Origin of the sequence: Acinetobacter sp. KAM396 (assembly GCF_021602765.1) — a bacterium.
GTDB classification, from domain to species: Bacteria; Pseudomonadota; Gammaproteobacteria; order Pseudomonadales; family Moraxellaceae; genus Acinetobacter; species Acinetobacter towneri_A.
This window is the reverse complement of the sequence record NZ_BPPH01000023.1, coordinates 20,434-35,236: the sequence shown is the minus strand read 5'-3', so window position 1 is coordinate 35,236 and position 14,803 is coordinate 20,434. Positions and strand designations below refer to the sequence as shown.

Here is a 14,803-nt window from a genome sequence, read left to right as displayed (position 1 = left end):
TTCTAAAACCCAACTCAACTATTTTCAATTAAGTCATTGTTTTATCAGAAGTTTTAATCTGCATCACCGCCGATGGATGTGCATTATAGGACAATTATTTTAACAAGCAACACTTTTTTCAAAAGAAATATATCGGGTGTTTATTTTTTGTTCATTTTTGCTTTTTTTACACACATTTTGAGCAAATTTGCTTTAATACATTGTTTCAATTAACTGTTAATATATACCTATCGGCGATATAACAGCTTTTGCTTACTCAGATTTAAGCGCTAGGATTCTTTATGTATCAACAAAAATATCTTTGGGTGTGCCTTGTTTCTTCAGGATTCATCACTTCAACACATGCAACAACGCCTTCTACTGAAGAAGCTGCTCAAGAAGAAACCGCTGAAGTTATTGTGGCAGATTCATCTTCTAAAACTAAAAGTAGTCGTTTGGATGCGCTTAAAGAATTAAAAAGTGTCAAAGCCAAAGATTTAAAAGTGAATGCAAATGCTGCACAACCTGATGAAGTCAAAGATCCACTACAACCTTTGAACCGTCAGATTTATGCATTCAACGACATGCTAGATCGTAATGTCGCCCGTCCACTTGCGTTGCAATATACAAAGAAAGTTCCTGGTGAAGTGCGCGGCTCATATCGTCAGTTCCGAAAAAACTTGGGTGAACCTTGGAATGCGGTTAACCAATTGATTCAAGGTCGCCCTTTACGTGCCGCAAAAACTATAGGCCGTTTTAGCTTAAATACCATTACTACTTTAGGAATGGCTGATCCTGCACGTCGTTTAGGTTTAGACACAGAGGAAGAAAATTTTGGCACAACCTTGGGCTACTTCGGTGTCCCTTCAGGGCCTTATGTTATGTTACCAATTTACGGTCCAAGTACTTTCCGTGATGGTTTTGGCACACTTGTAGATGGTCAGGCGCGTCCGCAAAAATACATTTTAGATGACAATGACCGTTTATATTGGTCGGAGCAAGTTATGCGCGGCGTAGATACTCGCTCGCAACTCTTAGATGTAGAGCAAGCGTTACAGGGTGACAAATATGCCGCGATTCGGGATATTTACTTACAACGTAAAAACTTTGAAATTGCGGAAAAGAAAGGACTCGATGCCGACAATATTTCGTTTGTAGATGATGAAACCGAAGAACTTTTTGATGATCAAGAAGAAATAAACCTGCCTGAAGAAAGCACAAAATAATTTGTAAAACATTTTACTCAAGGTGAGTTTTTACTTTCCTTGAGTATTCAGGCATTGTTATAGTAACGCTTTGTTTAGGTTCAGGGTCAACACAAAACTCTATGTATTTCATTCAACCCACACGTGATATTCCATATCTAGAACAGGTGCTCGACACACTGCCTAGTGTGCAAATGATTCACATAGATGACATCAGCTTGTATGACCCAACCATTATTGCAATTGCTGATGTGCAAGATTATTTAACTTATCAATGGAATTTACCCACGATTGTATTGGCCTTTGAAGATGAAGGGACGGCATTGGTTCAAGCATGGGAACAAGGCGCTTTAGCAGGTTGGTTGTGGAGTCGTTTACCAGAAAATCCACCGCAAGCCTTACGCAAAATTGACGCACAATATAAACGCAATCAAGACAGCCGTGACTTACCTTCTGCGGCGGAACTACAAAAAAAATTACTACCGAATCCTATCGAACTGTGTAATTACCGTGTAGATACGTTATTTAAACCTTCGGCTTATTTATCGGGCGATTGGTTTGATTACTGGAAAATCAGTGACAAAGAAATCATGTTCTATTTGGCCGATGTGTCTGGGCATGGCGTAACCAGTAGTTTGCTGACGTCTTGGATGGCTGCATTTCATGGTCGCTCCAAAACACCGCGCGAACTGATTAAAAAGCTGAACGGTATGCTGGTTCAAGAAAATATTGAAAAGCATATCACCATGATTAGTGGGATTTTAAATATTGAAACTCATGAGCTGCGCTGGTCGAGTGCGGGGCATTATCCACCTGCCATTATTATTGAACCCAATCAAGCACCTAGGATTTTAAATACCAGTAGTTTTCCTTTAGGACTGACTGAAGATTTAGAAGTTGAGGAATTTGAGTGCGTATTAAATAAACAGGCACGGTTTATTATCTGCTCCGATGGTGCGTTAGAACCTTATAGCGGTGGTTTGAATGAACAGTTTGAACAATTGGTCTTTCACTTGCAAAATCAATCATTCCAAGCACCCGATCATGTAGCCGATGACATTGCAATCTTGAGTTTGTGTCGAACAAAATAACCAACAAATCAGCCAGTTAACTTCTTAACCTTAGATATACGACTGTAAGCTACTTGAGTCTATATAGTCGCTATGGGATAATTATCCAATCCTTCTCTGCAAATGGCATTTATATGTCAACAGGTCATGTTGAATATGCAAGTTTGAATGGAACGCATATCTTTAAGCTTTTTGGCGAAGTGCGTGCCCAATCTTGTATTAGTCTAGACAAACTACTCAGTAAAATTGAACAGCAATCCAATGTGGTGGGTGCAATTGTAGATTTAACCCAAACTACATTTATTGACAGTACAGTTTTAGGTATATTGGCTAAGCTAGGCTTAAAACTAAAACAAATCCATCATATTCAGGCAGTTATGTTATCTACCAATCCAGACATTACTACGCTCGCAAATAGCATGGGCTTAGGACAGGTGTTTGTGATTTTAAATTACTGTGGCGATCCAACATTCTGCACGCGTGAGCTGGTAGAAGAACACGTCACACATAGCAATATGCTCACTACAGTATTAGATGCCCATAAAACCCTCATGAAGCTGAATGAAAACAACCAAAATATGTTCGAACCTTTGGTGAAACAGCTACAAAAAGAACAAGATAATCTCGATCAATGTGCTGAGCAAAATCAGCAGAACGCTTGATCTTCACTCAGGAATGCTTTGATGACTTTACTTTCTGTTGCTCAAATGAACTCGCAAAATGATATTGAAGAAAACTTCAAAATCATTGAAACATTGATTCAACAGAGTAAAGCTGATGGCGCTGAACTGATCGTTTTTCCAGAAAACTTTGTATGTTTTGCCGCAGGTAAACAACGTGAAACCGCGGCACAGTTTGAAAGTATTCAACAGCGTTTGGAACAGCTTGCGCATCAATATCAAATCTGGATTGTGGCGGGTACATTGCCCTGCCCGTATCGCCCTGATGGCTCAACAATTGCAGATGGTCGTGTGCGTACGGTCAGTTTATGTATTAGCCCAGAAAAAACTGAAGCACGATATGACAAAATTCATTTGTTTGATGTGCAAGTTGGTGACTCTGTTGGCGGTTATCAGGAATCTAAGTTTTTTGAACCTGGTTCTGAAGTCGTTGTTGCGAAAACACCATTTGGCAATATTGGCTTAATGGTGTGTTATGACTTGCGCTTTCCTGAATTAGCCTTAACTTTACGTGCGCAAGGCGCAAATATTTTAACCGCGCCATCGGCTTTTACTTACACCACAGGTCAAATGCACTGGCAATTGCTCTTGCAGGCACGTGGCATGGACAGTCAATGTCAGGTTTTAGGTGCAGCCCAACAAGGCTGGCATGGTGAAAAGCGTCAGACTTGGGGACATTCAGGCGCTACCAATTCACGCGGGCAGCTATTGTCAATGGTGCAAGACGAAGGTATGCAACTGATTACAGTGCCTTTTGATTTAGACGAACAAAGCAAAATTCGAGAGTCGATGCCGTTAATGCAGCATCGTCGTTTATTTCAATTTTAAAATCGAATTTCAATAAAAAAGGGTTGATCTGCGCAATATAGTGATCAACCCTTTTTTATTTCTAATCTTACTTTTTAGCTATTCAGCCGCTTCATTGGTCACGCGTAGCACTTCTTCCAAGGTCGTTTTACCTGCCAATACCTTACGCAATCCATCTTCACGAATAGAACCGGATTGCTGTCGTGCATAATCTTCTAGTTCATATTCTGCAGCATTACCATGAATCAGACGGCGCATCGCTTCATCTACAGGTACAATTTCATAAATTGCAGTCCGCCCCGTAAAACCTGTATGTGAGCAATGCTCACAGCCTTTGGGTTGCGGAAGTTTTAAATCGGTTGCATCGGTCACACTTTTAAACAGTTCTTGCTCAAAGTCATCTGCGTCATGCCATGTGGCACATTGTGAACATAAGGTACGTACCAAACGCTGTGCAATTACGCCAATTAAAGAACTTGACAGCAAGAATGGCTCAATACCCATATCTTTTAAACGGGTGACTGCACCAATAGCTGTATTAGTATGCAGTGTAGATAATACCAAGTGACCCGTTAAAGAGGCCTGCACCGCAATTTCGGCAGTTTCCAAGTCACGAATTTCCCCCACCATCACAACATCAGGGTCTTGGCGCAGCATTGCTTTTAAAGCACGTGCAAAGGTCATATCCACTTTGCTATTGACCTGTGTTTGTCCAATCCCTTCTAGTTGATATTCAATTGGGTCTTCTGCAGTCAAAATATTTTTAGAACCGTCATTTAGGTCTGACAAGGCAGCATATAAGGTCGTGGTTTTACCCGAACCTGTCGGCCCTGTAACCAAAATAATCCCGTGTGGTCGATGTACCAGTTGCTTTAAGCGATCATAATCATTTTGCATCAACCCCAAGTGCGTCATGTTTAAACGACCCGCTTGCTTATCTAGCAAACGCATCACCACACGCTCGCCATGTGAAGATGGCAGCGTTGAAACACGCACATCAACCTCACGGCCCGCTAATCTGAGCGAAATGCGACCATCTTGAGGAATACGTTTTTCTGCAATATCAAGCTTAGCCATGACTTTAATACGTGACACCAACAATGGCGCCAATTCACGACGAGGTTGTACAATTTCACGTAGCTGACCATCGACCCGTAAACGTACCGCCAATTTTTTTTCAAAAGATTCGATATGAATATCGGATGCACCGACCCGAATCGCTTCAGATAGTAAGGCATTGATTAAGCGTACAATCGGTGCGTCATCTTCCTGTTCCATCAGATCTTCTGCTTCTGGAACAGAATCTGCTAAACTGAGCAAGTCAGGATGATCTTCCAGTCCTGCAGCGACTTGCTGCGACTCACCCGTATCACCAGCAAAACTGCTGCTTAATAATTGGTGAAACTCCTGATCAGTACAAAGTTGATGCTTTGCAGGATGCCCCAAAAAACGACGTGCTTCCTGAATAGCAAGCATCGGCGTGTTTTCACGACGTACAATAAAGGCATGATCGCCCTCATAACGAATTAACACCCCATGGCGTTTGGCAAAGCTATACGGTATTTGTAATTGTTTCAGTACTAACATCAGCGATTATAATAATGATGAAAAAATTTAATTTGAGTGTACTCTAAGCGTATGACAGCGTGAAGTCTGTTTTCGCTGATTTATCAAGAAAGGGATAGGCCATTGTCACAAAATCATGAGATTTCAGAAACTGATTCAGCTAAATTAAAATGGTGGGGTGACTATGAGTTTGAGCTCAATCATCCTAAAGCATGGCAATTTGGCTCACTCTTAGTACGTTTGACACGTGGCATGCAAGAATGGCGTTTGGAATACTATCGTCCGCAAATTCAATACGATTATGAACAGCAATGGCATAAAATTGATGATCCTGAGTTTGCCTTTCCACAACCTATAAAAATTGAACGTTATATGTTCAAATCTACACAAAGTAAATTACAGCTCATGCCACGTTTGGCAGACCGTTCTGTGGTGATTAAACCTGTCGATCCAATTTATATTCCTGCAGGGCAACGTGGCACATTGTATATCAGCACACCGTTGTGGATGTCTGCCTTTGTAAATGGACAACGTGAACCCATTTTTGATTTGCCGATTATTCGCCCGAAAGATACTTGGTTTGGCCCAAATCATCGTACAGGTGAAGTTTGTTATGCCACAGCAGTCGATGGCCGTACCGAATTACATCAACTCAAACCACGTGCATTTCGTGCCGTCACGCCTATTGAATTTCACAACACCAGCAATCAACAATTGCGTTTTGACCGAATGAATGTGCCTGTGCCTGCGCTGCCTTTATTTTTCAGTGAAAGCACAGGTCGTTTATGGACTTCACAAATTAAAGTGATCCACGAAGGTTTAGACCGTCCACCACGGATTCGGATTGAAAATCGTACCCCGCCACATGCAGGTGAGGTGACCTATTTGCAACCGCCACGTGAAACGGCAGGTGCTTTATTTAATATGTTTGATTCATTTTTCTAAGAGGATGTTATGGCAGATTCCAATATTTCCAAAGAAATCACCAACAGCCTCAAAGGAATATTTACCAGTGTCAATACAGATCGCTTGACCGAAATTTTGGTCGCAATTGTACTGTCTTTGATTGGTTTTTTAATTGCACGTTTTGTTTCCAATACCTTTGTACGTACAATCGGTGCGCGTTTTAATGCGCATCAACGCTTGGTTTGGCGACGCGGGATTTTTTACTTTATTTTCCTACTGTTTGTGATGGCGAGCCTAAAAGAAGCAGGCTTTAAACTCAGCGTGTTTTTAGGTGCGGCAGGTATTTTAACCGTGGCTTTGGGTTTTGCCTCACAGACATCAGCATCCAATTTAATTAGTGGTATGTTCCTGATTGGTGAAGGTTCTTTTGAAGTAGGTGATACCATTCAAATTACCCTGATTCGTGGACATACCATAGAAGGCGAAGTGATCTCAATTGACTTACTTTCAGTCAAATTGCTAACCCAAGACAATATTTATGTGCGTTTGCCCAATGAACAATTGATTCGTGCGCCCGTACACAACTTGTCTAAGTTTCCAATCCGACGTGTGCCCATTACCCTCGCGATTAACTTCCATGAAGATATTATTAAAGTACGTGAAGTGTTGCTCAGCGTCGCCAATCAATATCCACTGGTTTTATCTGACCCAAAACCAGCAGTGACGGTTACAGCTTTCCGTGAATCTTCAATTGAATTGTTATTTGCAATATGGTGTCAGCAAGAAAACTTCTTAAAAGTACGTGATGAAATGCAGGAACGTATCCGTAATGGTTTCTTAGACAACCAAATCGAAATCCCTGTACCCAAAATGGGTTTTGTTGATCATCCTTTATCGCACCCTTTAAACAATGAAGACCTTGATCAATATGCCAATGCTCAAGCACTGAAACGAGAACCTGACTTAAAGTAATCGTTGCAGACTTAGACACTTTGCCTTTCATTAAACTTGATGGTCAGTTCAAGCTTTAGAAGAAGGCGAAGTGTTGTTTTTTACGAGATCTGGCTCAGGAATTGGGGCAATATATGCAATCAGCAGCATGCCTAAACCTGCAGCAAAGAATGACAACACGCGCATGAGCGTACCAATATTAGATAAATCTAAAAGTACTAATTTTAAGGTCACAATCACTAAAATACTGCTGCCTAAAATCCACAAGGCACGTAATTGTTTCAGACTGGCAATCCACATAGCGATACAAGCCAAGCTCACCCAAAGCATGGTCAAACTGAGCTGCACAGTGGCGTCTTGCCAAACAGCAATCTGGTTGATTGGAGTTCCCAAATACAGATGCAAGGCGCGTAACAGCACATAACTACTTAGCCACAGTAAACTCAAGACCATAATTACCGCAGCCAAGCCTTGATCTAAATGGGTTTTGCGTTGCAGATTCAGCATCCACAAAATAGCCACCAACATGGCTATACTGACCAAATCAAATGGATTCAAAATAGGCAGTACATAGCCGTAAAATGCTTGTTCAGTCAAAAATTGTGAACATAGCATCCACATCAACATGAAGATTAAATTGCTACGCGCATACCAAAACTTGCGCCAATCTGAATCTGGTTGTTGCCACCAACACCACGCCGCAAAGAGCAATGGTAAAATCACCACACTACTATATGGATGCTGTGGTAACAGCGTTAAACTTGCCATCGCCAAAATGGGTAACAGCCCTAAACTCAGCCATTCTTTGTCGCTGCGGACAGTCCATAAAGGACGCAACCACAACACACTGAGCACGCCTGCAAACAAGGCAAATAGCAGACGTTCAGTACCCGAAACCCAATGCACCGCTCCATCATAGCTACGGCTGAATAATAAACCTGCTGCAGTGAGCGAAACTGGCTTTAGACCTAACCATTTGGGCAATAGCCATGACCATGTCGCTTGACGAGAAAGTAGTACTTCGTTGATAAGTAAATAAATGACCACCACCGCCAAAAGCGTCTGTACGGTTGCAAGTTCTCCATCAAAGTAATCTAAACCTAACCATAGCCATAAACTGGTTGCAGACAACATCATTAAACACAGTACGCTCGTGGTTGCTGTGCTCAGTTGTTGTCTGAAAGCTGCACGGCTGTTGGAAAACACCACAACCGTGGCATAACTTAGGCTCAGTACCCAATAAATACTGCGCTCGAAATAAGGCAACTCGACTAAATAATACAGCCCAGATAAGCCCGCTACGGCAAACAAACCTAGTGCCAAATAACGGCTAATTTTAGAATATTGAATAAAGGCAAAAATAAACACAGCCACGCCTTGTAATGCCCAACCAATGACACTCCATTGTTCAGGCAGTAAAATAGGTGGAATCAACACACTAAAAATCAGCATCAAACTGAAATAACTTTGTGCAATAAACTGTGTCTGCCGATGCTGTTTGGTCAGCCAATACAAACCTGCAAAAACCACCGCAAATAACAAACTAAAGGCTGCCTGCTCTGCTGTTTCTTCAAAATACATCAGATATAAACAGGCATAACCGACAATGGGTGCGCCAAAAATCAAGGCAAGGTCTAAAATAGGTTTCAGCTGAAACGTGGCGACATCTTCCTGTGCCAAAAGCTGACTAAAGCGAAAACCCAACCAAATAAAAATAGCCGCATGCGCCAAAACTAAAAGCGTTAGCACCTGCCGTTCAAAGATATAACCATGATAAAAGGCATAGCTGCCACCCACCACAACCGTCATTAAAAACGCAATTTGATTTAAATATTTCCACGGACGTAAACTACTTAAAATGGCAACCGAAATATTAATCAGCAAATAATAGGCAATAAATTCAATGGCTGTTGCATTACGAACAGGTAAAGTAAACGGTGCGAAATACGCAATCAGCATTGCCATGAGGGCAAGTTCGACTGATTGTTGTTTTAAACTCAGCCAGAGCGTGAGCAACATCACCACAATAAAACACAGACTGGCGATAGCTAAATTTGGAATGACCAAATTGTAATAGGCAAAAAATAAGGTCAGACACAGCCCAGCCAACCCCAAACCTTGCACACCCAAAGCAAAGCTGCGATTTTTGTTGCGTAACAGATAACCAAATACTGTCACTGCTGCACTCACGCCAGCAACGAACAAAAGTTTCACTGCCAAACTAAATTGCCAATGTTCAGTAGCAAAACGTAGCAGTAACACCACGCCTATGAGTAACACTACAATTGCTGCTTTTAATACAGGATTACCATGTATCAGCCATGATTGAGCTTGTTGCAATAAACTGTTACTTGATGAGCGCGACTGAGTTGCAAAAGGTGCAACAGACCTTGAGGATTTGGCTAAATCTGGAGCTGAATATTCTTGATGTAGATACTCTTGGTCTTGATATGGATAAGAAACTTGAGCTGCTTGTTCCCGAACAGAATTCGGCTCGCTCGATAATGTGGAATCAGATTGAATAGCGATGGTTTCAGGTTGAGAAGCGGTTGATATAACACCATCATCCACATTTGCCTTAACTGATGAAAGACTTGCATCAACTTCAGATGTATTGGCTAAAATATGCTCTACTAAGTGTGTTTGAGTCTTCGTCTTTTGGACATGCGTATGGGCAGCAGCACTTTGTAATTGCTGTAATTGATAGAGGCCTTGTTCCAAACGATGCAACCATCGCAGTAACATAAAAACCCACACACTTAAAGCAACAGCTGCCAATAAATACCAATCCACCAATATCGCTAAAAAAGCAATTAAAGCCGCAATATATAAAGGAGTTCTAGAGCTTTGGCGTTGTACTTGTGACTGTGCCCCTGCAACCTGTTCCAGTGAGTTCTGCACTCGTCCCACAAAAAACATCACGCTGATCACCGCAGCAACTGCACAGATATAACTCAGCATCGGCACATCGAGCCACCATGCGCCAATTGCAATTATGATTAATAGCATGAACCAAATGATTCGAATTTCATTCTGCCCTGTCTGCATTGCTCTCTGCCCTGTCTGCATTGCTCTTCATTTTATTGATATTGTCATGGCTCCGATCATACAACAGCCAGCACGAATCTGAATCAGTATTCATCAGCAATTCGGTAACTGCTCGTGGGCAGCACTTGACTTAAAATCAGTTTCTGCGACAACTGCAAAAATCACGTACAATAAACTGCTTATTTGCAGAAGGAATCAATCCATGCCACCATTTGTCTTGGTCGATGGCTCATATTTTCTATTTCGTGCCTTTCACGCACTACCACCATTAACCACGTCAACTGGTTTACATACCAATGCTATTCGTGGCGCGATCTCTGCGATTCAAAAGTTGATGCGTCGTACTCAGCCTACTCACATGGCGGTAATTTTTGATACGCCTGAGCCGACTTTCCGTCACGAACTATCGCCAATTTATAAAGGTGACCGCCCAAGTATGCCTGAGGAACTTTCTCAGCAAATTCCATACTTACATGCTTTAATTCGTGCTTTGGGTATTCCACTTTACATGCTACCAGGCGCAGAAGCCGATGATATTATTGGAACTTTAGCCAAACATGCCGAAGCCGAAGGACAGCAGGTACTGATTTCTACGGGCGATAAAGACATGGCGCAGTTGGTGACTGAAAAAGTTACCCTTGAAGACAGCTTCAAAGAAAAGCCAATGGATATTCAGGCTGTATTTGACAAGTTTGGCGTATGGCCGCATCAAATTATTGATTATCTGACCCTCATGGGTGATGCTTCCGATGGTATTATGGGCGTGCCCGGCATTGGCGCCAAAACTGCTGCAAAACTACTGACCGAATATGGCTCGATTGGTGGAATTTTAGAAAATGTCGACCATATTAAAGGCAAAGTCGGGCAAAATATTAAAGATAATGCCGATGGCATCGCGCTAGATCATCAACTCGCCAGCATTGTTTGTGATCTTGATCTGAACATTGGCTATGCCGATCTAAAACTGCAAGACCCAAATGTCGAAGCCTTACGCAATTTATATACCGAGCTAGAATTCCGTAATCAATTACAATCGCTCGATCATCCCAATAATCCCAACAACAGCAATTATCAACAAGCTGCACAAACAGTCGCCGCACCGACAGCCAATGAAATTGCAACTGAAGATCAATCCACGCAAAGCAGTGTCGATGATCAACTCGGTGCAGCAACATACCACACCATTTTAGATCAGGCACATTGGGACGCTTTGCTGCAACGCTTGCAAACCACACAGCGCTTCGCCTTTGATACCGAAACCACCAGTCTGGATTATCGCGTTGCAAAAATTGTTGGTTTCTCTGTCGCATTTGATGCCAAAGATGCCTATTACGTACCTTTGGCGCATGATTATGAGGGCGCACCACAGCAGCTCAACCGTGATCAAATCTTAGCGCAAATCAAACCTATTTTAGAAAATAATGCGGTGGAGAAAATTGGGCATCATTTAAAATATGATGCGCACGTGCTTGAAAATCACGGTATTCATTTACAAGGTTGGTATTTCGATACCATGTTGGCATCTTATGTACTCAATTCGGTCGCAACCCGTCACGGCATGGATGATGTGGCACGCTTATATTTAAGCCACCTGACCACATCTTATGAGCAAATTGCAGGCAAAGGCGTCAAGCAAAAAACCTTCAATCAAATTGAAATTGAAACGGCTGCACACTACGCTGCAGAAGATGCACATGTCACTTATCGTTTATATGAAGTGCTGTCTGAGAAGTTACAAAAATATCCTGAATTGGTTAATATTTTGCACAACATTGAAATGCCTGTGGCACGTGTGCTAACCAGTATGGAAGAAAACGGCATTCAACTTGATCTGAACTTTTTAGATCAATTGGGTGTCGATTTTTCCCAAACCATGCAAGATTTAGAAAACCAAATTGTAGAGTTGGCGGGTGAAAACTTTAATGTCAGCTCACCAAAACAAGTAGGTGAAATCCTATTTGATAAACTCGGACTCAAAGGCGGCAAGAAGACTGCAACAGGTCAATACAGTACCAGTGAAAGTGTCTTGGAAAAAATTGAGCATCCGATCAGTAGCTTAATTTTAGACTATCGCGGTTTATCTAAACTAAAAAGCACCTATACCGATGGTTTGCTGAAACAAGCCAACAACGATACGCATCGAGTGCATACCAGTTATCACCAAGCTTTGACTGCAACAGGGCGTTTATCTTCTACTGATCCAAACTTACAAAACATTCCAATTCGTACCGAAATTGGTCGTCAAATTCGTAAAGCCTTTGTCGCACCTGAAGGTCGCGTGTTGTTGGCAGCCGACTACTCGCAAATTGAATTGCGTTTAATGGCGCATTTTTCACAAGATGATGCCCTGCTCGATGCCTTTAACCACGGACAAGACGTACACCGCCGTACCGCCGCAGAAGTTTTGGGCATTGCCTTAGAAGATGTGACCTCAGATCAGCGTCGTCAGGCCAAAGCCGTGAACTTCGGTCTGCTCTACGGCATGTCTGAATTTGGCTTGATCCGTCAGCTTGGGTTTACCCGTGAAGAATCGCAAAACTACATCAAGCAATACTTCCAGCGTTATCCAGGCATTTATGAATATATGCAGCGCACTCGCCAAGTCGCGCTAGAACAAGGTTTTGTAGAAACTATTTTAGGTCGTCGCCTCTATACACCAGATATTTCGGCACGTAATATGATGGTACGCAAAGCGGCAGAAAGAGCAGCAATTAACGCGCCATTACAAGGCTCTGCAGCCGATATTATTAAAATGGCGATGATTGAAGTCGACAAAATGCTACCGCAAGCGCAAGCCAAAATGTTGCTGCAAGTACACGATGAATTGGTATTTGAAGTCGATGTAGATGCGGCAGATGAACTCGCGCCGAAGTTGGCAGAAGTCATGCAATCTGTGGTGGAAATTTCTGTACCATTGGTGGTGGAAGTCGGAAAAGGCAATAACTGGGATGAAGCGCACTAAAGTCGTTGCGCTCTCTTTTTTCAGCACCTTCCTTCGCCTAGAAGGAGGTCAGGATGCAGGTTATTTGTATTTCTGAAGACTCATTAAGGTCGTCAGCCCAAACTTAAACTACAAAAAAAGGACTCGATTTGAGTCCTTTTTAATGTTTTAGGATAATGCGACTTATAAGCCAGTCAGCAATACAATCGCTACCTGATTCATAATAATTTCAGCGATATATAAAGCCAAAAATGCAATAATTGGCGACAAATCAATCATGCCCATGTTCGGCAATAAACGACGAAATGGTGCTAATAACGGCTCTGCCAACTCTTGAATCACCTCAATATACGGGCCACGAGATTGAGTAAACATCACCACCCAACTCAAAATAATGGTGGCAAAAATCAAATAACGACAGAAACGGATTAAATCCTGAATCATGGTCACAAAAGTCAGAATCAGTAAGTGAATTGGACTATTCGGCATCGCACCATTGAGATACATAACACCAAAAATTTTGAGTAGATACAACACCACCAACAAAGCCAAGGCTGCAGAGTTAACTCGACCTTTGCCCACCGTTGGAAAAATACGTCCAAATACATCTACAATTTTGGTGGCTTTAATGGTTGAAAGCACCACAGGGTTATAAGGACTCACCGCTGCCAATTGCATTAAGAAACGGAAGAATACGAGCAAAATCGCTACGTTAATGATAATGCCAAAAATTAGCGCAGAATTTGCACCCATACTTAAACTTTCCTAAAATTTAAATTCGTTGTTTTTCAATAATTAAATACTATCACTCAACTCTTGCGCTAATTCTTGACTACGCGTTTTAGCAGCAGCCAACGCCGCCTGAATATTTTGTGAAATTTGTGCATGATCAAACACTTCAATCGCAGCTTGGGTCGTGCCATTTGGTGAAGTCACATTTTTGCGTAATTCTGCAGGTGTATTCGAGCTAGTAATTGCCATTTGCGCAGCACCCAAAGCAGTTTGCAAGGTCAATGCTGTCGCAACTTTTTCATCTAAACCTAAGTTCTTGCCTGCACGAATCATGCTTTCCATCAAATAGAAAAAATATGCTGGCCCTGAACCCGATACAGCAGTTACGGCATCAATTTGTGCTTCAGAGTTTACCCAAATGGTTAAACCTGTTGCCGCCAAAACCTGACTTGCTAATTCACGGTCTGTGCTATTGACCTGTTTGGTTGCATACAAACCATGCGCACCTGTTTGCACCAAAGCAGGTGTATTTGGCATTACACGCACCACACGTTCTGTACCCAATAACTCAGAAATCGTGGCAATTTCTGCGCCTGCAACAATCGAAATCAACAGTTTATCATCAAACTGACCGTACAATGGACGCAACACTTGTGCCAAAACCTGAGGCTTGACTGCAAATACGACAATATCTGCCTGTGCGATTGCAGCCAAATTATCCTCAGTGACATGCACATCTTTTTCTTTCAATAAATCACGTACTTGTTCTACAGGATCTGAAACTGTAATACGGGTAGGCGGCAAACCTCTGGCAATCAAACCACCAATCAAGGCTTGCGCCATGTTGCCACCGCCAATGAAACTAATATTACAATTCAATACTGCACTCATGATCCACGCTCTTCGTTGAGTTCTTTG

General features: G+C 42.1%; 11 protein-coding genes. 7 read left to right on the top strand and 4 right to left on the bottom strand.

The features are described 5' to 3' along the window. Nucleotides 1-281: 281 nt before the first annotated feature. From L6C30_RS10950 to L6C30_RS10935, 4 genes are all read left to right on the top strand, one after another. Complete coding sequence (locus L6C30_RS10950) at nt 282-1,205, top strand: VacJ family lipoprotein (protein ID WP_019838178.1); 924 nt, start codon at nt 282-284, stop codon at nt 1,203-1,205. Between the two features lie 101 nt (nt 1,206-1,306). Beyond that, nucleotides 1,307-2,275 carry an RsbU family protein phosphatase GigA gene (gene gigA, locus L6C30_RS10945; RefSeq protein ID WP_019838179.1) on the top strand — a complete coding sequence of 323 codons (969 nt, stop codon included), beginning with the start codon at nt 1,307-1,309 and terminating at the stop codon, nt 2,273-2,275. Nucleotides 2,276-2,388: 113 nt separating this feature from the next. Then, a complete protein-coding gene (gigB, locus tag L6C30_RS10940; protein ID WP_019838180.1) occupies nt 2,389-2,916 on the top strand; it encodes an anti-anti-sigma factor GigB in 528 nt (175 codons plus the stop codon). A 21-nt stretch (nt 2,917-2,937) separates the two neighbouring features. Continuing rightward, entirely contained in the window at nt 2,938-3,762 is an 825-nt protein-coding gene (locus tag L6C30_RS10935; protein ID WP_019838181.1) for a carbon-nitrogen hydrolase family protein, read from the top strand. 78 nt (nt 3,763-3,840) lie between these two features. Here the strand turns inward: L6C30_RS10935 and gspE are convergent, their stop codons facing one another. Continuing rightward, nucleotides 3,841-5,328, bottom strand: a complete 1,488-nt coding sequence (gene gspE / locus L6C30_RS10930) for a type II secretion system ATPase GspE (protein ID WP_019838182.1) — start codon at nt 5,326-5,328, stop codon at nt 3,841-3,843. A gap of 102 nt (nt 5,329-5,430) precedes the next feature. Here gspE and L6C30_RS10925 point away from each other — a divergent pair, with 102 nt between their 5' ends. Continuing rightward, the gene (locus tag L6C30_RS10925) at nt 5,431-6,252 is read left to right on the top strand and encodes a hypothetical protein (RefSeq protein WP_019838183.1); all 822 of its coding nucleotides are present in this window, start codon (nt 5,431-5,433) and stop codon (nt 6,250-6,252) included. Between the two features lie 9 nt (nt 6,253-6,261). Further along, nucleotides 6,262-7,185: a mechanosensitive ion channel family protein gene (locus L6C30_RS10920; RefSeq protein WP_236163054.1), complete on the top strand. Its 924-nt coding sequence runs from the start codon at nt 6,262-6,264 to the stop codon at nt 7,183-7,185. A gap of 48 nt (nt 7,186-7,233) precedes the next feature. Here L6C30_RS10920 and L6C30_RS10915 read toward each other — a convergent pair whose 3' ends face one another. Beyond that, entirely contained in the window at nt 7,234-10,212 is a 2,979-nt protein-coding gene (locus L6C30_RS10915) for a DUF2339 domain-containing protein (protein ID WP_236163055.1), read from the bottom strand. 202 nt (nt 10,213-10,414) lie between these two features. On the opposite strand from L6C30_RS10915, the gene polA reads away from it, so the two are divergent. Next, nucleotides 10,415-13,174, top strand: a complete 2,760-nt coding sequence (gene polA / locus L6C30_RS10910) for a DNA polymerase I (RefSeq protein ID WP_236163056.1) — start codon at nt 10,415-10,417, stop codon at nt 13,172-13,174. A 162-nt stretch (nt 13,175-13,336) separates the two neighbouring features. Here polA and L6C30_RS10905 read toward each other — a convergent pair whose 3' ends face one another. Then, entirely contained in the window at nt 13,337-13,906 is a 570-nt protein-coding gene (locus L6C30_RS10905) for a YggT family protein (protein ID WP_004975174.1), read from the bottom strand. Nucleotides 13,907-13,948: 42 nt separating this feature from the next. Beyond that, nucleotides 13,949-14,776 (bottom strand): pyrroline-5-carboxylate reductase, encoded by an 828-nt coding sequence (gene proC / locus L6C30_RS10900; protein ID WP_236163057.1) that lies wholly within the window; start codon nt 14,774-14,776, stop codon nt 13,949-13,951. Nucleotides 14,777-14,803 lie beyond the last annotated feature (27 nt).

What these genes read in the sequence shown, in the direction of transcription:
- L6C30_RS10950 (WP_019838178.1), top strand. Translation starts at nt 282, where the DNA reads ATGTATCAACAAAAATATCTTTGGGTGTGCCTTGTTTCTTCAGGATTC.
- gigA (WP_019838179.1), top strand. Translation starts at nt 1,307, where the DNA reads ATGTATTTCATTCAACCCACACGTGATATTCCATATCTAGAACAGGTG.
- gigB (WP_019838180.1), top strand. Translation starts at nt 2,389, where the DNA reads ATGTCAACAGGTCATGTTGAATATGCAAGTTTGAATGGAACGCATATC.
- L6C30_RS10935 (WP_019838181.1), top strand. Translation starts at nt 2,938, where the DNA reads ATGACTTTACTTTCTGTTGCTCAAATGAACTCGCAAAATGATATTGAA.
- gspE (WP_019838182.1), bottom strand. Translation starts at nt 5,328, where the DNA reads ATGTTAGTACTGAAACAATTACAAATACCGTATAGCTTTGCCAAACGC.
- L6C30_RS10920 (WP_236163054.1), top strand. Translation starts at nt 6,262, where the DNA reads ATGGCAGATTCCAATATTTCCAAAGAAATCACCAACAGCCTCAAAGGA.
- L6C30_RS10915 (WP_236163055.1), bottom strand. Translation starts at nt 10,212, where the DNA reads ATGCAGACAGGGCAGAATGAAATTCGAATCATTTGGTTCATGCTATTA.
- polA (WP_236163056.1), top strand. Translation starts at nt 10,415, where the DNA reads ATGCCACCATTTGTCTTGGTCGATGGCTCATATTTTCTATTTCGTGCC.
- L6C30_RS10905 (WP_004975174.1), bottom strand. Translation starts at nt 13,906, where the DNA reads ATGGGTGCAAATTCTGCGCTAATTTTTGGCATTATCATTAACGTAGCG.
- proC (WP_236163057.1), bottom strand. Translation starts at nt 14,776, where the DNA reads ATGAGTGCAGTATTGAATTGTAATATTAGTTTCATTGGCGGTGGCAAC.